14 protein-coding genes and 6 pseudogenes are annotated in these 17,678 nt (G+C 59.7%); 6 read left to right on the top strand and 14 right to left on the bottom strand.

Annotated elements, in window-relative coordinates; all coding sequences use genetic code 11:
- Positions 1-10 precede the first annotated feature (10 nt).
- Both ribF and murJ read right to left on the bottom strand, forming a co-directional pair.
- Positions 11-949 carry a bifunctional riboflavin kinase/FAD synthetase gene (ribF, locus tag ACZZZP_RS02920; protein ID WP_463381744.1) on the bottom strand — a complete coding sequence of 313 codons (939 nt, stop codon included), beginning with the start codon at positions 947-949 and terminating at the stop codon, positions 11-13.
- Between the two features lie 110 nt (positions 950-1,059).
- A pseudogene (murJ, locus tag ACZZZP_RS02915) lies at positions 1,060-2,602 on the bottom strand (murein biosynthesis integral membrane protein MurJ).
- A gap of 255 nt (positions 2,603-2,857) precedes the next feature.
- Between murJ and rpsT the strand changes: the two are divergent.
- Complete coding sequence (gene rpsT / locus ACZZZP_RS02910; RefSeq protein WP_122450168.1) at positions 2,858-3,136, top strand: 30S ribosomal protein S20; 279 nt, start codon at positions 2,858-2,860, stop codon at positions 3,134-3,136.
- Between the two features lie 100 nt (positions 3,137-3,236).
- On the opposite strand, the gene ACZZZP_RS02905 is transcribed toward rpsT, so the two are convergent.
- The 5 genes from ACZZZP_RS02905 to rplU all read right to left on the bottom strand — a co-directional run bounded on the left by ACZZZP_RS02905 (position 3,237) and on the right by rplU (position 6,951).
- A complete protein-coding gene (locus ACZZZP_RS02905) occupies positions 3,237-3,698 on the bottom strand; it encodes a CreA family protein (protein WP_463381742.1) in 462 nt (153 codons plus the stop codon).
- A gap of 52 nt (positions 3,699-3,750) precedes the next feature.
- Positions 3,751-4,869 carry a glutamate 5-kinase gene (proB, locus tag ACZZZP_RS02900; protein WP_463536245.1) on the bottom strand — a complete coding sequence of 373 codons (1,119 nt, stop codon included), beginning with the start codon at positions 4,867-4,869 and terminating at the stop codon, positions 3,751-3,753.
- A 91-nt stretch (positions 4,870-4,960) separates the two neighbouring features.
- Positions 4,961-6,184, bottom strand: coding sequence for an Obg family GTPase CgtA (gene cgtA, locus ACZZZP_RS02895; protein ID WP_463381740.1), 1,224 nt, complete (start codon positions 6,182-6,184; stop codon positions 4,961-4,963).
- A gap of 160 nt (positions 6,185-6,344) precedes the next feature.
- Positions 6,345-6,602 (bottom strand): 50S ribosomal protein L27, encoded by a 258-nt coding sequence (gene rpmA, locus ACZZZP_RS02890; protein ID WP_122450171.1) that lies wholly within the window; start codon positions 6,600-6,602, stop codon positions 6,345-6,347.
- A gap of 37 nt (positions 6,603-6,639) precedes the next feature.
- Positions 6,640-6,951: a 50S ribosomal protein L21 gene (gene rplU / locus ACZZZP_RS02885; protein WP_463381739.1), complete on the bottom strand. Its 312-nt coding sequence runs from the start codon at positions 6,949-6,951 to the stop codon at positions 6,640-6,642.
- 242 nt (positions 6,952-7,193) lie between these two features.
- Here rplU and ACZZZP_RS02880 point away from each other — a divergent pair, with 242 nt between their 5' ends.
- Positions 7,194-8,162 carry a polyprenyl synthetase family protein gene (locus ACZZZP_RS02880; protein WP_463381738.1) on the top strand — a complete coding sequence of 323 codons (969 nt, stop codon included), beginning with the start codon at positions 7,194-7,196 and terminating at the stop codon, positions 8,160-8,162.
- A gap of 140 nt (positions 8,163-8,302) precedes the next feature.
- Positions 8,303-8,563 (top strand): PA4570 family protein, encoded by a 261-nt coding sequence (locus ACZZZP_RS02875; protein WP_463536244.1) that lies wholly within the window; start codon positions 8,303-8,305, stop codon positions 8,561-8,563.
- A gap of 211 nt (positions 8,564-8,774) precedes the next feature.
- Here the strand turns inward: ACZZZP_RS02875 and ACZZZP_RS02870 are convergent.
- The 4 genes and pseudogenes from ACZZZP_RS02870 to ACZZZP_RS02855 form a co-directional block, all read right to left on the bottom strand.
- A pseudogene (locus ACZZZP_RS02870) lies at positions 8,775-9,403 on the bottom strand (FKBP-type peptidyl-prolyl cis-trans isomerase).
- 79 nt (positions 9,404-9,482) lie between these two features.
- Positions 9,483-9,948, bottom strand: a pseudogene (locus ACZZZP_RS02865) (TIGR00645 family protein).
- Between the two features lie 241 nt (positions 9,949-10,189).
- The gene (locus tag ACZZZP_RS02860; RefSeq protein ID WP_463536927.1) at positions 10,190-10,531 is read right to left on the bottom strand and encodes a PA4575 family protein; all 342 of its coding nucleotides are present in this window, start codon (positions 10,529-10,531) and stop codon (positions 10,190-10,192) included.
- Positions 10,532-10,719: 188 nt separating this feature from the next.
- Positions 10,720-13,172: pseudogene (locus ACZZZP_RS02855) on the bottom strand (Lon protease family protein).
- Between the two features lie 143 nt (positions 13,173-13,315).
- On the opposite strand from ACZZZP_RS02855, the pseudogene ACZZZP_RS02850 reads away from it, so the two are divergent.
- Both ACZZZP_RS02850 and ACZZZP_RS02845 read left to right on the top strand, forming a co-directional pair.
- Positions 13,316-15,171: pseudogene (locus tag ACZZZP_RS02850) on the top strand (Lnb N-terminal periplasmic domain-containing protein).
- A gap of 208 nt (positions 15,172-15,379) precedes the next feature.
- Positions 15,380-15,736, top strand: coding sequence for a hypothetical protein (locus ACZZZP_RS02845; RefSeq protein ID WP_122492963.1), 357 nt, complete (start codon positions 15,380-15,382; stop codon positions 15,734-15,736).
- 9 nt (positions 15,737-15,745) lie between these two features.
- Here ACZZZP_RS02845 and ACZZZP_RS02840 read toward each other — a convergent pair whose 3' ends face one another.
- Both ACZZZP_RS02840 and ACZZZP_RS02835 read right to left on the bottom strand, forming a co-directional pair.
- The gene (locus tag ACZZZP_RS02840; RefSeq protein WP_463536992.1) at positions 15,746-16,255 is read right to left on the bottom strand and encodes a hypothetical protein; all 510 of its coding nucleotides are present in this window, start codon (positions 16,253-16,255) and stop codon (positions 15,746-15,748) included.
- An 82-nt stretch (positions 16,256-16,337) separates the two neighbouring features.
- Positions 16,338-16,598, bottom strand: a pseudogene (locus ACZZZP_RS02835) (lipase family protein); the annotation flags it as partial.
- On the opposite strand from ACZZZP_RS02835, the gene ACZZZP_RS02830 reads away from it, so the two are divergent.
- Complete coding sequence (locus tag ACZZZP_RS02830) at positions 16,485-16,880, top strand: hypothetical protein (RefSeq protein ID WP_463536991.1); 396 nt, start codon at positions 16,485-16,487, stop codon at positions 16,878-16,880. The pseudogene ACZZZP_RS02835 and the gene ACZZZP_RS02830 overlap by 114 nt on opposite strands.
- 72 nt (positions 16,881-16,952) lie before the next feature.
- Here the strand turns inward: ACZZZP_RS02830 and ACZZZP_RS02825 are convergent, their stop codons facing one another.
- Positions 16,953-17,357 carry a DUF6795 domain-containing protein gene (locus ACZZZP_RS02825; RefSeq protein ID WP_463381734.1) on the bottom strand — a complete coding sequence of 135 codons (405 nt, stop codon included), beginning with the start codon at positions 17,355-17,357 and terminating at the stop codon, positions 16,953-16,955.
- Positions 17,358-17,678: the final 321 nt, after the last annotated feature.

The following is a 17,678-nucleotide window of genomic DNA, read 5'->3' as shown; positions in this document are numbered from 1 at the left end:
TTCAGGCTCTTCACTTAAGCGGTTGACCCTGCCAAAGGGCACGGGCGGCGGCGACATCCGCGTGTATCGCCGTCTTCAGCGCCTCCAGGGAGGCGAAACGCTGCTCATCGCGCAGCTTGTGGTGGAACGCCACCGTCAAACGTCGGCCATAGAGATCGCCGACAAAATCCAAAAGGTGCACTTCCAGGTGCGCACTGCCATCGCCTTGCACCGTGGGCCGCACGCCAATATTGGCGACGCCGGGCCAGGGTTTGCCGTCGAGCTCGACGGTTATCAAGTACACGCCTGTCAACGGCACACGACGCCGCTTGAGTTGTACGTTCGCCGTTGGCGTACCGAATTGGCGCGCCAGCTTCTGGCCGTGCAGCACGCGCCCGGAGATTTGAAACGGACGGCCCAACAGACGTTCAGCCAAGGCGAAATCGGCGGCTGCAAGCGACTCGCGAACCCGCGTACTGCTCACACGCAGCCCGTCGATTTCAACGGTGCTGGCCGCTTCCAGGGTGAACCCTTCAACCTGCGCGGCGGTTTGCAGAAAAGCGAAATCGCCGGCGCGGTCACAGCCGAAGCGGAAGTCATCGCCCACTTCGAGATGCTGCACGCCCAATCCTTCAAGCAGCACCGTCTGCACAAACTCGGCGGCGCTGAGTTCACGCAAACGGCGATTGAAAGACAGGCACAACACCCGATCAACCCCGGCTTCGGCGAACAAGACGAGCTTGTCCCGCAAACGCGTCAGGCGCGGTGGCGCGGTGTCGGGGCCGAAAAATTCACGGGGCTGTGGTTCGAAAATCACCACGCAACTGGGCACGCCCAATTCGTCCGCGCGCTCGCGCAGCCGCGCCAGGATGGCCTGGTGGCCACGGTGCACGCCGTCAAAATTGCCGATAGTGGCAACACAGCCTCGGTGTTGAGGCTGCAAGTTTTGAAGCCCTCGAACCAGCTGCATAGGACGCTTCTTGCTCACAAAGTGGGCGATTATACGCACACCCGACGCCGGACAACAGGCGACAGCGGATGCGGATGTACAGGCGAATAAATCTGCGTTTTACGTAGGGATTACGCCAGCGTACGGCGGGCGAAATCACGCAAACGGAAGCCCAACAGCAGCACGCCGAAATACGCGGCAATGCCACTGGCCACCAAAGCACCCAGACGAAGCAGGCGAATCAGCATGTCGCCCTGATCCCACGCGGGCATCCAGTGCATCACGGCAAGCAGCACAGCGGCCATCACCACCACGGCGACGACCAGCCGGATGAGAAACAGCGACCAGCCCGGCTGCGGCGTGAACAACTGCTGCTTGCGCAACTGCCAGAACAACAGGCCTGCATTCAGACAGGCCGCCAAGCCAATCGACAGCGCCAGCCCGGCGTGCGGGTAAGGCAAGGTGAAGAAGAACACCAGGTTCATCGCCTGAGTGGCTGCCAAGGTGACCAGCGCGATACGCACTGGCGTGGCGATGTTCTGCCGCGCATAGAAACCGGGCGCCAGCACTTTCACCAGAATGATGCCGAGCAGGCCCATCGAATAGGCGATAAGGGCGAACTGAGTCATTTGCGCATCGTGCGCGCTGAACTTTCCGTACTGAAACAGCGAAACGGTCAATGGCTCGGAAATAATGGCCAACGCCAGAGCGCACGGCAGCGCCAGTAAAAAGCACAGGCGCAGGCCCCAATCGAGCAAGCGCGAGTATTCCTCGGTGTTTTTGCTGGAGAAACTGCGTGATAGCGCCGGCAGCAAAATGGTGCCAAGCGCCACGCCCAATACGCCGGACGGCAGCTCCATCAAGCGGTCGGCGTAGTACATCCACGACACGGAACCGGCCACCAGAAAGGAGGCGAAAATGGTGTTGATGATCAGCGAAATCTGGCTGACCGATACGCCGAGAATGGCCGGCCCCATTTGCTTCATCACGCGCCACACACCTGCATCACGCAGGTTTAGGCGCGGCAGAACCAGCATGCCGATCTTTTTCAACGTGCGGCAGTTGATAAAGAAACTGCAGCAGACCGCCGACCAGCACCGCCCAACCGAGCGCCATGACCGGCGGGTTGAAATACGGGGTCAGGAACAGCGCGAACACGATCATGCTGATATTGAGCAGGGTCGGCACGAAAGCGGGTACGGAGAAGCGATTCCAGGTATTCAGAATCGCGCCGGCCAGGGAAGCCAGCGAGATCAGCAATATATAAGGAAAGGTCACCCGCAAGAGTGATGAGGTCAGCTCGAACTTTTCCGGCGAGTCGACAAAGCCTGGCGCCGTTACCCAGATAACCCAAGGGGCGGCGATCATGCCCAGCGCGGTGACGACCGCCAATACCAATGTCAGCAGCCCGGATACGTAGGCAATAAAGGTGCGGGTCGCTTCCTCGCCCTGCTGGGTTTTGTATTCCGCCAGAATCGGCACGAAGGCCTGCGAGAACGCACCCTCGGCAAAAATGCGGCGCAGCAGGTTGGGCAGTTTGAACGCAACGAAGAAGGCGTCTGTGGCCATGCCGGCGCCGAAAATACGCGCGACGATGGTGTCGCGAACAAAGCCCAGCACCCGGGACAACATGGTCATCGAGCTGACCGCAGCCAGCGACTTGAGTAAATTCATAACGCTCGTTCTACCGCATCAAGTAAGCTGCGCCACCGCAAATGTCGGCGCCGCCCTATGGGCCGCAAGGCAAAGGCGGCGAGTGTAGAACCGGCCGGCAAATAAATCACCCTTGCAGGGTGAGCACGCCCGTCGGACAGCGGGCCGATCCTTCACCCGCAACACTGAACCGCGCTTGACAAGCCTTCGACACATCGGCATGATTCGCGGCCTTATTTGTTTAGTCATTTCCTCAAAGTTTCAAGGAGCTCGACGGTGGCCAATACACCTTCTGCCAAAAAACGCGCTAAACAGGCTGAGAAGCGTCGTAGCCATAACGCCAGCCTGCGCTCCATGGTTCGTACCTACATCAAGAACGTGGTCAAGGCTATCGACGCCAAAGACCTCGAACTTGCACAAAAGGCTTACACCCTGGCTGTTCCTGTAATCGACCGTATGGCCGACAAAGGCATCATCCACAAGAACAAAGCAGCTCGTCATAAGAGCCGTCTGAACGGTCACATCAAGGATCTCAGCCAAGCCGCTGCTGCCTAAGTGTGATGCGTTGAAAAGACCGGCCTCAGGGCCGGTTTTTTATTGCCCGGGAAAACTTGGGCCGATAAAAAAGGCGAGCCTTGCGGTTCGCCTTTTCAGTTCAGGGCTGCTGCACCCAGGGCAGAATCGGAATGGCGGTCACCGCGTTTTGCGGACTGCCTTCGATTACGCGGTCGCTATAGACGAGGTAGACCAGCGTGTTGCGCTTCTTGTCGAAGAACCGCACTACCTGCATGGTCTTGAACACCAGCGAAGTGCGCTCTTTAAACACCTCTTCACCATCTTTCAAATTGTCAGGAACATGAATCGGCCCGACCTGACGGCAGGCAATCGACGCCTCGGCACGGTCTTCCGCCAACCCCAACCCACCTTTGACGCCGCCGGTTTTGGCGCGCGACAAGTAGCAAGTCACGCCTTCAACTTTCGGGTCATCAAACGCCTCGACGACGATTTTGTCGTTCGGCCCAACCCATTTGAATACCGTCGACACCTGGCCTATTTCTTCCGCCGATGCCACAAACGCCAAAGGCAGCAGTAACGTGCCCAACCATCCATTGATCATTCGCACCGCTCTCTCCCTCTCAGCCAAAGACGCAGCCGCCCAAAAGGCGCACTTACACCAGAATCAAGTTATCGCGATGGACCAACTCAGGTTCGTCCACATAACCCAGCAGACGCTCAATGGTATCAGAGGGCTGACCGACAATTTTCTGCGCCTCAGCCGCGCTGTAGTTCGCCAGACCGCGAGCGATTTCGCGACCCTGCGGATCGACACACACCACCATTTCGCCCCGACGGAAGTTGCCCTGCACACTTTTCACGCCAACCGGCAACAAGCTCTTGTGGCTTTCCAGCAGCGCTTTCACCGCGCCAGCATCGAGCTGCAGCGTACCGCGGGTTTGCAGATGCCCGGCGAGCCATTGCTTGCGTGCAGCGAGCAAACCGCGCTCAGGCGCCAGCAACGTACCGAGCCGCTCCCCCGCCTTCAGCCGCGCCAATACTTGCTCGATGGCGCCGCCGACAATAATGGTGTGCGCACCCGAGCGCGCCGCCAGCCGTGCGGCGCGCAGCATGGTCTGCATGCCGCCACGACCCAGCGCACCACCGACACCGCCGGCCACTGCATCCAATGCAGGATCATCGGCACGCGCTTCGAAAATCAGCTGAGCATCAGGATTATGGCGCGGGTCGGCGTCGAACATGCCGTCGCGGTCCGTGAGAATCACCAGCAGATCCGCTTCCACCAGGTTGGCGACCAGCGCCGCCAAGGTGTCGTTATCGCCAAAGCGGATTTCGTCGGTGACCACGGTGTCGTTTTCGTTGATGACCGGAATGGCCCCCAGATCAACCAGGGTACGCAGCGTACTTCGGGCGTTCAGGTAACGCTTGCGGTCAGACAGGTCGTCATGGGTCAGCAAGATTTGCGCGGTATGCCGGCCATGTTGCGCAAAGCTCGATTCCCAAGCCTGCACCAAGCCCATCTGCCCCACCGCCGCCGCCGCTTGCAGCTCATGAATAGCGCTCGGTCGCGACGCCCAGCCCAACCGGCTCATGCCGGCCGCCACCGCACCCGACGACACCAACACCAGCTCAACGCCAGCCTCACGCAAGGCCACCATCTGCTCGACCCACACCGCCATCGCACCGCGATCCAGGCCGCGCCCGTCAGCGGTCAACAGCGCACTACCGATCTTCACCACCCAGCGCTGAGCGCCAGTCACCTTGTCCCGCATGGTCATCCAACCTTGGCCAGAAGAGCGGCGCCGCGCCGCTCGTGCGAATTAGTCAGCACAACGCCGCTAATTAGCGGCGTTGTGGTTTACCTCAGTCTCGGACGTAGATGATCTCTGGACCATCATCGTCATCTTCCTCATCCCAGAAGCCGTCATCGTTATCGTCCGTACCGGCCACCTTGACGCCAGCGCGACGCAAGGCGCGCTTGTCGTCCAGGGCCTGCAGCTGCGCACGCGCTTCATCTTCGATGCGCTGATCAAGCTGTGCCAGCTCAGCAGCGTACTGTGGCTCTTCGGCGATACGCACGGAACGCTCTTCGAGGTAACGCATGATATCGAAGCAGAGCTTTTCTGTGCCTTCTTTACCAATCGCCGAAATCACATAAACCGGACCGGTCCACTGCAGACGATCAGTGATCTCCTTAATGCGAGCGTCTTGCTCTTCTTCAAGAATCTGGTCGGACTTGTTCAGCACCAACCAACGATCACGCTCAGCCAGCGACGGGCTGAATTTGCCCAACTCAGACACAATCGTTTCGGCTGCTTCGGCCGGATCGGAAAGGTCCAACGGCGCCATGTCGACGAGGTGCAGCAGCAAACGAGTGCGCGCCAAGTGCTTGAGGAAGCGAATGCCCAGGCCGGCGCCATCGGAAGCGCCTTCGATCAAGCCGGGAATGTCGGCAACCACGAAGCTCTTGTAGCGATCGACACTGACCACGCCCAGGTTTGGCACCAGCGTGGTGAACGGGTAGTCGGCCACCTTCGGCTTGGCGGCCGAAACCGAGCGAATAAAGGTACTTTTGCCGGCGTTCGGCAAGCCAAGCAGACCCACGTCTGCCAGCACTTTCAATTCCAGCTTGAGGTCGCGGGACTCGCCCGGCTTACCCAGGGTGGTCTGACGCGGCGCACGGTTGGTGCTGGATTTGAAACGGGTGTTGCCCAGACCATGCCAGCCGCCGTGGGCGACCATGATGCGCTGACCGTCTTTGGTCAGGTCACCGATGATTTCCTGGGTAGCGGCATCAATGATGGTGGTGCCGACCGGCACGCGCAGCACGGTATCTTCACCCTTGCGCCCGGTGCAGTCGGCGCTGCCGCCATTGGAGCCGCGCTCGGCGTCGAAACGCCGGGTGTAGCGGTAATCCACCAGGGTATTCAGGTTTTCGTCCGCGACCATGTACACGGAACCACCGTCGCCGCCATCGCCGCCGTTCGGTCCACCGTTCTCGATGAACTTCTCACGACGGAAGCTCATGCAGCCGTTACCACCATCACCTGCTTTTACAAAAATCGATACTTCATCGACGAATTTCATCGGCACGCCTCCCGCCGCAAAAGCGGGCTAGATAACACAAGGAACATAAGACTTTTGCAAAACCCAGCGAAACAGCTCCCGGTTTATTTTGCAAAAGCCTCAAGCTTTCAGAAACAAAAAAGCCCCGTCGCGAGACAGGGCTTTTCCAGCAACACCGCGATTAAGCCGCGATGACGCTCACGTAGCGACGACCGAAGGCGCCTTTAACTTCGAACTTGATCACGCCTTCGACTTTAGCGAACAGAGTGTGATCTTTACCCATGCCAACGCCGTAGCCAGCGTGGAATTGGGTACCGCGCTGACGCACGATGATGTTGCCTGCTTTGATAGCCTGGCCGCCATACATCTTCACGCCAAGGCGTTTAGATTCTGAGTCGCGACCGTTGCGGGTACTACCGCCAGCTTTTTTGTGTGCCATGAGTCAATACTCCTAATAAGGATTTGGGCCGAAAGAATTAGGCCGAAATACCAGTGATTTTGATCTCAGTGAACCACTGACGGTGGCCCTGACGCTTCATGTGGTGCTTGCGACGGCGGAACTTGATGATGGTCACTTTATCGTGGCGGCCTTGTGCAATCACTTCGGCTACAACTTTAGCGCCTTCAACAACCGGTGCGCCGATAGTCACGTCGTCACCATTGCCGATCAGCAGAACGCGATCGAAAGTAACGGGTTCGCCAGTGGCGATTTCGAGCTTTTCGATCTTGAGGTATTCACCTTCGGCGACTTTGTATTGCTTGCCACCGGTAACAATTACTGCGTACATAATTTTGCTCCGTTAATCCTGCTCACCCAGCGCTTTATAGGAATAGTCGTCGGCTGGCATGGCTGCTTGGGGCCGGAAGGACGCCCTTGCAATTGCGTAAGGCAGGTGCTGCCCAGGGAAGTTCAGGGGCCGCGATTGTACGCAAGGCTTTGGCCCCGCGCAAGCACCCGCAGCACTTGCCTTGACAGCCTTACACCTGCCCCCTAGCATGCCGCGCAACCTTCGAGGAGCACGTGTCACTGATGCAACCACAGGCCTTCTATAACGTGGTGGCGGACGATTTTACCGCCGTCGATGGCATTATCAGACGACAACTGGTCTCCCGCGTTCCTCTGGTAGAGAAAATAGGCGACTACATCATTTCCGCCGGCGGCAAGCGTTTGCGCCCGCTGCTGGTTCTGCTCTGCGGCAAAGCGCTGGGCGGCCAAGGTGATGATCTGCGTCTGTTGGCTGCCACCATCGAATTTCTTCACACCGCGACCCTGCTGCATGACGACGTTGTCGACATGTCGGGCATGCGCCGTGGCCGCTCGACCGCCAATGCGTTGTGGGGCAATGCGCCCAGCGTGCTGGTCGGCGACTTCCTTTATTCACGCTCGTTCGAAATGATGGTCGAGCTCGGTTCGCTACCGGTGATGCAGATTCTCTCACGCGCCACTCGCGTGATTGCCGAAGGCGAAGTGCTGCAGCTGTCGAAAGTGCGCGACGCCAGCACCACCGAAGAAACCTATATGGAAGTCATCCGCGGCAAAACCGCGATGCTCTTCGAGGCTTCGACCCACAGCGCCGCTGCCTTAATTGGCGCGACCGCTGAACAGTCCACCGCGCTGCAAGCGTTTGGCGACAACCTTGGTGTGGCGTTCCAGTTGGTAGACGACCTGCTCGACTACCGCGGCGACGCCGAAACCCTCGGCAAAAACGTGGGCGATGATCTGGCCGAGGGCAAACCGACGCTGCCGTTGATCTACACCATGCGCGAAGGCACCGCTGAGCAAGCCAGCTTGGTCCGCACCGCCATTCAGAAAGGCGGCCTGGAAGACCTGGAAAGTATCCGCGCGGCTGTCGAGGCGTCCGGTTCGCTGGATTACACCGCCAACCAGGCCCGTGACTACGCCGCTCGCGCCATCGCCTGCCTGGACGTGCTGCCAGCCAGCGAATACAAAGACGCGCTGATTGAGCTCAGCGAATTCGCTGTCGCCCGCACCCACTAATTTTCACGCAACCCCGAAAGCCCGGCCCAGCGCCGGGCTTTTTTATTGCCGACAATCGTGCAATACGAACCGGCACAAATTAGACCTTGCTATTATCTCAATAGGAATTATTCTCATCAAACCAAAGAAGGAGATGAGCCATGACCTATTTGATTGATGCTTGGCTAGACCGTCCGCACCCGTACCTGCGGATTCTGCACCGCGATACCGGGAAGGTTTGTGCCGTACTGGAAGAAGAAGCGCTGGACGAATTGCGCGAGCAGGGCGACCTGGATCTGTCCGGCCTGAGCTCCAGCGAGCCGACGGTACTCAAGGAGTTGGTACGCAACCTTTTCCTGTTCTGCTACCCGCGCGCTGCGCCCTTCTTCCGACCTGCACTGACCAGGAGCCCAGACCGTTGACGCACCTGCCCCGAAAAACAAAAGGCCGAGACATTCACTCTCGGCCTTTTGCGTTCTGGGCAACCTGCTCGCTTACCGCAAGCCGCCTACTCCAAAACCGTAACGAGCGACGGTGTAGCAAGGCAAAAACAGGGGAGCAAGCGGAGTTGGCTGTAGCCAATGAGCATTGAGAGTCTGTTTTTAACGCCGCTAAACCGAGCGCAGTAGGTTTTTACAGAATTTCCAGCAGCTCTACGTCAAACACCAAAACACTGTGCGGCGGGATGCTGCCAACAGCCTGGCCGCCATAGGCCAACTCGCTCGGTACGTACAGGCGCCATTTGCTGCCAGTGCCCATCAGTTGCAGCGCTTCGGTCCAGCCTGCAATCACGCCACCCACCGGAAACTCAGCCGGTTGGCCACGATCGTACGAGCTGTCGAACACCGAACCGTCAGTCAGCGTGCCGTGGTAGTGGGTACGCACGGTGCTGTCGCGGGTTGGCTTGGCGCCGTCGCCAGCGGTCAGCACTTCGTATTGCAGACCCGATTCCAGGGTCACGATGCCGGCGCGCTTGGCGTTCTCAGCCAGGGAACGCACGGCCTTCGCCAGCAGCGGCTTCAGCTTTGGCAGCTTGCTCGGCCTGCATGATTTCGCGGATCACTTTGAAGCTGGCCGACATGTCTTCCTGGCTAACGCGGCTGGCGTGGCCACGGAATGCGTCGGTCCAGACCAACCAGAATGGCGTCGAGGCTCACGCCCGGCGGCGGTTTGTCGCGCAGTTGGTCGCCCAGTTGGCGGCCGATGCCGTAGCTGACGCGGCTCTCATCGGTGGTGAAGGTATCGATATTCTGTTCGGACATGGCGCTAACTCCGCTGAGGCCAAAAAAGGTCGGCCAGCCTAGCACAGAAGCGTTGGCTGGCCGATGTGCAGCGAACCGCTCAGTGCTTGGTCAGCTTGTCCAGGTAACCCATGGCAAAGGCTGACACCACGAAGGTCATGTGAATGATCACGTACCACATCAAATATTCCGGCTCGATGTTCTTGGCATCCATAAACACCCGTAGCAGGTGAATGGAGGAAATGGCCACGATGGAGGCTGCCACTTTCATCTTCAGCGAGCTGAGAATCCATCTTGCCCAGCCAGTTGAGCTTCTCCTTGCCCTCGTCAATGTCGAGTTGGGAAACGAAGTTCTCGTAGCCCGAAATCATCACCATCACCAGCAAGCCGCCTACCAGCGCCATGTCGATCAACGACAGCAGCACGAGAATTAGCTCGGATTCTGCCAGGGCAAACACATTCGGCAGAACATGGAAAATTTCCTGGAAGAACTTCAGCGCCAACGCCAGCAACCCCAGCGACAAACCGAAATAGATCGGCGCCAGCAGCCAACGGGAGGCGTACATCGCGTTTTTCAATAATGCGTTCCATGGTCGCTCACAGCAGGTCGAAAGTGAGCGCGAGTATACCCAGCACACCTGACGAGACAAGGTGCGAACCGAGCGCAAAAAGTAACGGAATTGAACGGCCGAATCTTATCTACACGTTCTGTGGATAACATTGTGGACGGCCTTCGGATAGACGGCTCCAGCAAGCGCCACGTCGGGCTCCTACGGGAACGCTCAAAAGCTGAGCAAAGATGACTCTCTAAGTTTCCGGCCCGACTTGGTAATCGCCCAAGTGGCGGCCACGGTCAGCATTCACACGGCGTAATTCGGCTTGTAAATGCAGGCACCAGATAGCCGGTTCATCGCTCTCGCTGTAACCGAGCTCGGCGAGGTTTGCGGCAATTACTGCGAGCACCTCTTCAGCCACGTAGGGCCCGTGGAATGGGCCTTGCGTTTTAATCGCAGAAGGTTGGGAGGCGGCCATTCCAGCACCGCAAATGAGAACCCACAGCCCGTTTTCGCCTGCCAGCGGGCGGATCACGCATTCGATACGGGTGATCAGGCCAAGACAATGACGGGTGAGGCAGAGGCGGCGCGGCATCACGGCGGCCCTCTTGTGGTGTGGGGTCAGACTACACCTGGCCCGGCGGTTCAGGGAAGCCTGCGGGTTATCCCCGCCACTTGTGGATAACTCTGTGGATGGACCGTGGGGAAGCCGGCCCAGCCACCATCCGCTGTGGCCGGGCTCGAACTGCTCAATGACTGACCAGCCATCGGGCGATCATTCGATCATTTGACGTCGGCTTTTGACCCCGCTTTGCCGGTCAACACAGCGGCTGCTTCCGCTTCGACGCTCTTCTCCTCCTCTTCTTCGAGCCCCATTTCCGCAATTTCACGCAAGCGCTCCACTACCCGCGCATTCACGCTGCCTTCGGGGAACTCGCCGTTCTCGTCTGCCACGCCCACTGCCTCGCCAACTAAGAGCCCCAGCGCCTCGTCCACCTGCCGAACGGCGTACACGTTGAACAGCCCAGCACGCACGGCTTGCAGCACGCGTTCGTCGAGCATCAACGTGGCCACGTTGGCGTGCGGAATGATCGCGCCCTGCTCGCCCGTCAGCCCGCGCGCTTCACAGAGCCGGAAGAAGCCTTCGATTTTCTCGTTAACGCCGCCGACCGCCTGCACTTCGCCGAACTGGTTGATGGAGCCGGTGATCGCATAGCACTGCTTGAGCGGCGTGCGCGACAACGCGGAAATTAAGGTGCACACCTCGCCCAGCGAGGCGCTGTCGCCGTCCACGTAACCGTACCGACTGCTCCAGCGCGATGCTCGCGGAAATGGCCAGGGGGAATTCCTGGGCGTAGCGGCTGCCGAGGTAGCCGGTGAGAATCATCACGCCCTTGGAGTGAATCGGCTGACCGAGATTGACCTCGCGCTCGATGTCGACAATCCCGCTGTTGCCCGGATACACCGTGGCCGAAATACGCGCCGGCACACCAAAGGCCGAGTCGCCCACTTCCAGCACGGTGAGGCCGTTGCACTTGCCGACGGCCGCGCCGGCGGTGTCGATCAGAATGATGCCCGCCAACATGTCATCGAGAATCCGCGCCGAGACGCGCCCGGTGCGCGTGGCTCTGGCTTTCAGCGCGCGCTCGATATGGCCGGCGTCGGTGACCGTGTCGTTGGCGAGCTGGCGGATAAAGTCTGCCTCGCTAACCAACTGGAACAAGTCGCCAATGCGCGCCGATAGCCGCCCCTGATGCTCGGCCAGGCGCGCGCTGTAGGTCGCCAAGCGCGCCACCGCATCGGCGGTCAGCGGCGCCATACCCTCCTCCGAGGTGCGGGTTTTCAACAGCTGGGCAAACTGCTCGAGGCTGTCGTCGTGCAGGGGAATGTCTTCGTCGAAATCCACCAGTACGCGAAACATCTCTTGGAAGTCCGGGTCGTGGTCTTGCAGGGCGTAGTACAGCTGGCGGGAGCCGATGATCACCACTTTGATGTGCAGCGGAATCACTTGCGGCGTCAGCGTCACGGTGGCCAGGCGGCCCAGTTCACCGAGCGGCGATTCCATTTTCAATTTGCGCGCATGCAGGGCGCGCTTGAGCACGTCCCACACAAACGGCTCACCGAGCATCTTTTCGGCTTCCAGCACCAGAAAACCGCCGTTGGCCCGGTGCAAAGCGCCTGGGCGCAACTGGCGATAGCTGGTGTAGAGCGCACCTTGGTCGGTGCTGTATTCGATGCGGCCAAACAGGTTGTCGTAGGTGGGGTGCGACTCGAACACTACCGGCGCGCCGCCGCTGGCGTGATGGCCGACCACCAGGCTCGGGCGGTACTGCTCTTGCAGGAATTTGCGCGCCTCGGCGTCGACTTTATCCACATCCACCAACTGCTCGACCACGGTCTTCAGCAGGTTGACTTGCACTGCTTGCAAATAGGCGCAGACACCGGCGTTTTCCGCGTACTTCTCCGACAGCGGCCCCAGCAACGGCTGCAGGCCCAAGGTGATGGTTTCTTCATTGAGCTGGCGCAGTTGGTTGCTCGACTCACGCTTCCACTGCGGCAGACTGGCCAGCTCTTCGTTCAGGCGCTCTTCCAACGCCGAAATGTCGGCGTGATAACGCTCGCGTTCGGCTTCAGGCAGTTGCGCAAACTCGGCCTCGTCCAGCGCCTTGCCTTCCTTCATTGGGGTGAAGGCGATATTGGTGCTGTCGCGGTACAGGGCGATTTCTTTTTCCAGCGACAGCCGCTCAATCACATCCAACGCACGGTCGTAGCGCTGATTGAAGGCGCGGTCGATGGCGCTCTTTTTGCTGGTAGGCCGGGTGCTCAAACACGGCCGGAAAGGTGGCCATCAGGTTGTCGATCAGGCCTTCGATATCGGCGATGAACGCCGTGGCGGTGCCTGGCGGCAATTCAAGCGCGCGGGGCTCGCGGGTTTCATCGAAGTGGTTGACGTACACCCAGTCCGACGGCGTTTCCAAACGCTTGCCTTCAGCCTTGAGGTAACGCTTAACAAAGGAGAAGCGGCCGGTGCCCGGCTCGCCCATAACAAATACGTTGTAACCGGGGCGCGGCATGGCCACACCGAACTGCAATGCTTCTACCGCGCGTTCCTGGCCGAGTACGCCGCGAAACGGTTCCAGATCGTCGGTGATGGTGAATTTGAACTGACTAGCATCGAAGGGACGGGTTAGCGCGTCGGGCGCCAAGCGCAAGCCATTGGCAACGGGATCAGGCATCGAAAATCCTTAGTTCAGATGGGCAGTCATCGTTCGCGGCCATTCTGGCGCCGCCCGATTCTGTCTGGCAAGGCGTTCTTCCTTGACACCAACGCCCCGCCCTACAAAGCTCCGTGCACCGCGTTAGAAGAAGAACAACCACCTTGAAACGGACTTTATTCGCTCTGGCGTTAAGCCTCGCAGGTCTGGCCCATGCCGCCCCGACGCTGACGCCAGCAGCGCCTGCAAACGCTGGCGAACGATCCGTACTGGATTGCGCTCAACCACTATGAAACCGGCAAGCTCGGCGGCTGGCGCAGCTATGTGGATGACCCGCATTTCTTCCTCGCGCCCAACGGCGAGAGCCACCCGGACGCCGAGCTGGCCGCCACCCTGGCGGCTGTTTACGCCGCGCCCGACAACGGCGATAAACATGCGCAGTGCGTGTACCCGGCACGCACCCGGTGGCTGCGCGAGCAGTTGCAGCTCAACGACCTGCCGACGCCCAATTGCAGCGAATTTAACGCCTGGTTCAAAGACGTCGCCCCGCACAGCGCTGTGTTGATTTTTCCGGCGGCGTACCTCAACAGCCCGTCGTCCATGTTCGGCCACACCTTGCTGCGGATCGACCAGGCCGACATCGACAGCGACAACACTGCCCTGCTCAGTTACGCCCTGAACTTCGGCGCGTTTATCGAGGGCATGGACAACAGCATTCTCTATGCCTGGAAGGGCCTGATGGGCGGCTACCCCGGCCTGTTCGCGCTGGTGCCCTACCGGGAGAAACTCGCCGAATACCGCAGCCTGGAAAACCGTGATTTATGGGAATACCGGCTGAACCTGACGCCCACCGAAACCGCGCGCATGGTCGAGCATGTGTGGGAGCTCAAACAGATCCGCTTCGACTACTTTTTCTTCGACGAAAACTGCTCCTTCCGCTTGCTCGAACTGCTGGAAATCGCCCGCCCTGGGCTGGAGCTGACCGAGCAATTCCCGATCACCGCCATTCCGACCGACACCGTGCGAGCGGTAAAAAACGCCGGCCTAGTTAACAGCATCGACTATCGCCCTTCGCGAGAGCGTGAATTGCTGGAGCGCGCCAAGCCGCTGAGTAGCGACGAACAACACTGGGCCCTGAAAGTGGCCGATGACCCGGCGCAGCTGCAAAGCCCGGCATTCATGCAGCTGGCCATTGATCGCCAGGCCTTGATTCAGGACGCCGCCTTTCGCCTGCAACGCTACCGCAGCGCTAGCGGCGAGCGAGACAGCGGCAGTGCTCAACGCAGCTATGCCTTGTTGAAAAGCATCAACCGCAACCCGCCGCCGCCGCTGACGGTCGACCGTCCCGGCTTGCCGGAGCAGGGCCACGAGTCGCGAACCTGGCAATTGGGCGCCGGCAGCCGTGACGACCGCGCGTTCGCCGAATACGGCTTGCGCATGGCCTATCACGACCTCAACGACAACCTCTATGGATTTCCCCTTGGCGCGCAAATCGAAATTCTGCAACTCAAACTGCGCCAGTACGAAGGCAACCATTGGCAGCTGCAACGGCTCGACCTGGCTAACATCCGCTCGCTGACGCCGCGCAACGAGCTTTTGCAGCCGTGGTCCTGGCAAGTGGCGAGCGGGCTTGAGCGGGTGCTGGGAGAAGACGGCGACGAGCGCCTGGTCCACCCACCTCAACGGTGGCGTGGGCGGCACCTGGGCGTTAACCGACGACACGCTGGGCTTTGCCCTCGGCACCGTGCGCATCGAGCACAACAGTGATTTTGCTGCCTTCGTGTCACCGGCCGCCGGCTTTAATACCGGGCTGCTGTGGAACAACCCGGTGGGCAACCTGAGCGTGGAAGCACGCGGGGACTACTTCGCCAATGGCGAGGTGCGGCGCAGCCTGAGCCTTAATCAGCAATGGGAAATATCGACGAATTTGGGCCTGCGCTTATCGGCCAAACGCGAATTCAGCCAGCTCGCCTCGCCTGAGAACGAAGTGAGCCTGGAAGTGAAGTGGTACCACTATTGAGCGTGGCGGCTGACGCTTGTTGGGCTTCGCTTCGCTCACCGAGCGCGGACCGACCCAACCTACGACTGATCCGTAGGTTGGGTCGGTCCGCGCTCGGTGAGCCAGCGAAGCCAACGGCGCCCCCGCTTCCACACAAGCTTTACGCCGTTTTGACGTTTTTCTCACAGAACCCCGCGCACACTCGCCCTACCCGTTGAGGAGAGTTCCCGTGCGCCCGTTCCTGTTGGTAATCCCCATTCTGGCGCTGCTCGGTGCCTGCCAAAGCAGCTACGACTATTTAGTCGGCCAGGGCTACCCCGAGCCGTTCGCCGCCGGATATTCCGACGGCTGCGGCAGTGGTCGTCAAGCGGCGGGCGCTATCAGTGGTGGCTTTAAAAAAGACGTGCCGCGCTACCTGAAAAGCGCGCAGTACGCGGAAGGCTGGACCGATGGTTTCCGCCAGTGCCAGGCCGAAGCCGAGAGCGCGCAGTTGCGTGCGTATGAGGAGCATCGCAACAGCGACCGCGACGAGAAGTGGGAGCACGACACCGACCAAGCCATGGCCAAGGCGATGCGCTCCCACTAACGCCTGTTGTTACAGGCGCATACCCACGTCGATGGCGCGGCGGGCCAGGTTAAGCACGGTCGTGCTCAGCAGCTCCAGCACCCAACGCAAAAACGCCACGGTCAGGTTGGCCGCAGACGGCAAGGGCCGGCCGAGGAAACGGAATATCTGCACGATCAGGCTGTTCAGCGAATCGCCAATGGCCGCGCACGCATTGGCGCCCGTAACCAATAGCCCAGCAATCTGGTCGAGCACCGTCATGGTCCCGGTAATTGCCGTGCCGGCGACCACACCGAGCGCCTTGCCGATCACGTACTGCATGGCCTGGGAAATCATCATCAGCGACGTCGCCGACAGCATCAGCACGCTGCCGTTGGCGTTTTTCAACCAAGCCTGCACATCGCGTTCCAGGGTCGTTTGCTGCACGCGGCGCAGCCCGCTCCAGGTCGCATCGCCAATGGTGGTGCGGTAGTTGCCGCATTTTGTGCGCGTCGAACGAAAACGAGCTGCCCCACGGAAGCTGACACACGGGACCGTCATCGGGCGCGTGGGCGAAGGGGAAGATGGGAATCATGCTGACCGGATCGGCCAAGTGGTACACGCGATGGATATTTTCCGAACCCAACTTGCTCGTCAGGTTACGGGCAAAACCAGCTACGCCCACGCGTGGCGCGCCGAAGGTGTACAGCCTGACGTTGCCAATGCCGGCCTGACTGAGGTGATCCGCCGCCAATGAGGCGAGCGCGCCGCCCAGGCTGTGCCCTACGCAGTGAATGGTGCTTGGCTTGCGCCCGCGCATAAAGCGGTCGAGGTCATCGCGAAACGATTTGAAGGTTTCGTTGAAACCGGCGTGCACCGGCCAGGCGCTTGGGCCCTGTTGCAGGCCGCAGTTGGCATCGGTGAGCCAATCCTGAGTGATGTCGGTACCGCGAAAGCCCAGCAGCACTTCGCCTTGTCGTGTGCCCAAGCCTTCAACGCCATAGGTGAAACCGGTGGTCTTGCGAATGATCGCGCCACTGGTGCCGGCAGACTGCTGCGCATTCTTGAAATCGAACAGGCCGCCCAAGCCCTCGGCCGAGGCGTAATCCTGCAGGGTTTCCGTCGACCCCATGCCTTTGGCGTAATACACGTGGAAGGCGACGCTGGCTGCTTGTTTAGGAGATAAAGAACTCAAACCTGATTCCCTTCTGGCTCTGAAACAATGAAGTCACTAATAGCCGAGCTACTAATGCCGTGATTATTTTTGCGGCACGCAAATACCGAAACTGCGAATTTCCGGATGGCCGACTGGCTCATCATTGAGGTCGCACACCAGATTCAGTGGCTGCCCTTTGAGTTCGCCGTTTTCGTCGTAGTTGTCCTTACCGTGCAACCAGCCTTTGTAGTCCTTGCCCTGATAAGACAGGCGCATCTTCTGCTCGATGACCGGCTGATGCGGCAAGCCGGCGGTTAGCGATTTGCCGGTAATAACCGGAAAGTGGAAACGCCCTTCGGCGTCGGTGACGGCGACCTTGCTGCCTTTTTCGTCCTTCCAGTGCCAGTCGTACTCCTGCGTCACTTCAACCCCTTGCACGGGTTTGCCATCAAGCAGAACGATGCCGTTGACCTCGGAAAACAAATACAGCGTCTTGGAAAATGCCATTGCGTGTCCCTGTACCAATAGTCCCAATAGAAGCATTGCCATAGAGGCTGCGATGCGACTCATGTGTAGATCCCTCTGTATCGCGCCAGGCGGCACGTAACCGCTTCTGACAGCAACCGCGCACAATCGATCCGGCCGCTTAGATAAGTGCGAAGTATATCCAAGGCCCGAAGCTGTTTGCGGCAGACCGATGAGCAGATCTCCAGAGTTGGATGTGCGTCATGGTTTTGCGACCTGCCCCCTGTATCGCCGTTTCCAGGGTTCGCGACCAAGGTCGCTCCTACATTAAAAAGGGAGCCCTCGCGGCTCCGTTTTTTTGTT

The sequence above is a fragment of the Pseudomonas sp. AC211 genome, assembly GCF_979258055.1.
This window is presented reverse-complemented; position numbering and strand designations above follow the sequence as displayed.

Excerpts from the sequence above, each read along its gene's own strand:
- ribF (WP_463381744.1), bottom strand. The coding sequence starts at position 949 with ATGCAGCTGGTTCGAGGGCTTCAAAACTTGCAGCCTCAACACCGAGGC.
- ACZZZP_RS02905 (WP_463381742.1), bottom strand. The coding sequence starts at position 3,698 with ATGATCAATGGATGGTTGGGCACGTTACTGCTGCCTTTGGCGTTTGTG.
- proB (WP_463536245.1), bottom strand. The coding sequence starts at position 4,869 with ATGCGGGACAAGGTGACTGGCGCTCAGCGCTGGGTGGTGAAGATCGGT.
- cgtA (WP_463381740.1), bottom strand. The coding sequence starts at position 6,184 with ATGAAATTCGTCGATGAAGTATCGATTTTTGTAAAAGCAGGTGATGGT.
- rpmA (WP_122450171.1), bottom strand. The coding sequence starts at position 6,602 with ATGGCACACAAAAAAGCTGGCGGTAGTACCCGCAACGGTCGCGACTCA.
- rplU (WP_463381739.1), bottom strand. The coding sequence starts at position 6,951 with ATGTACGCAGTAATTGTTACCGGTGGCAAGCAATACAAAGTCGCCGAA.
- ACZZZP_RS02880 (WP_463381738.1), top strand. The coding sequence starts at position 7,194 with ATGCAACCACAGGCCTTCTATAACGTGGTGGCGGACGATTTTACCGCC.
- ACZZZP_RS02875 (WP_463536244.1), top strand. The coding sequence starts at position 8,303 with ATGACCTATTTGATTGATGCTTGGCTAGACCGTCCGCACCCGTACCTG.
- ACZZZP_RS02860 (WP_463536927.1), bottom strand. The coding sequence starts at position 10,531 with ATGCCGCGCCGCCTCTGCCTCACCCGTCATTGTCTTGGCCTGATCACC.
- ACZZZP_RS02840 (WP_463536992.1), bottom strand. The coding sequence starts at position 16,255 with ATGACGGTCCCGTGTGTCAGCTTCCGTGGGGCAGCTCGTTTTCGTTCG.
- ACZZZP_RS02825 (WP_463381734.1), bottom strand. The coding sequence starts at position 17,357 with ATGGCATTTTCCAAGACGCTGTATTTGTTTTCCGAGGTCAACGGCATC.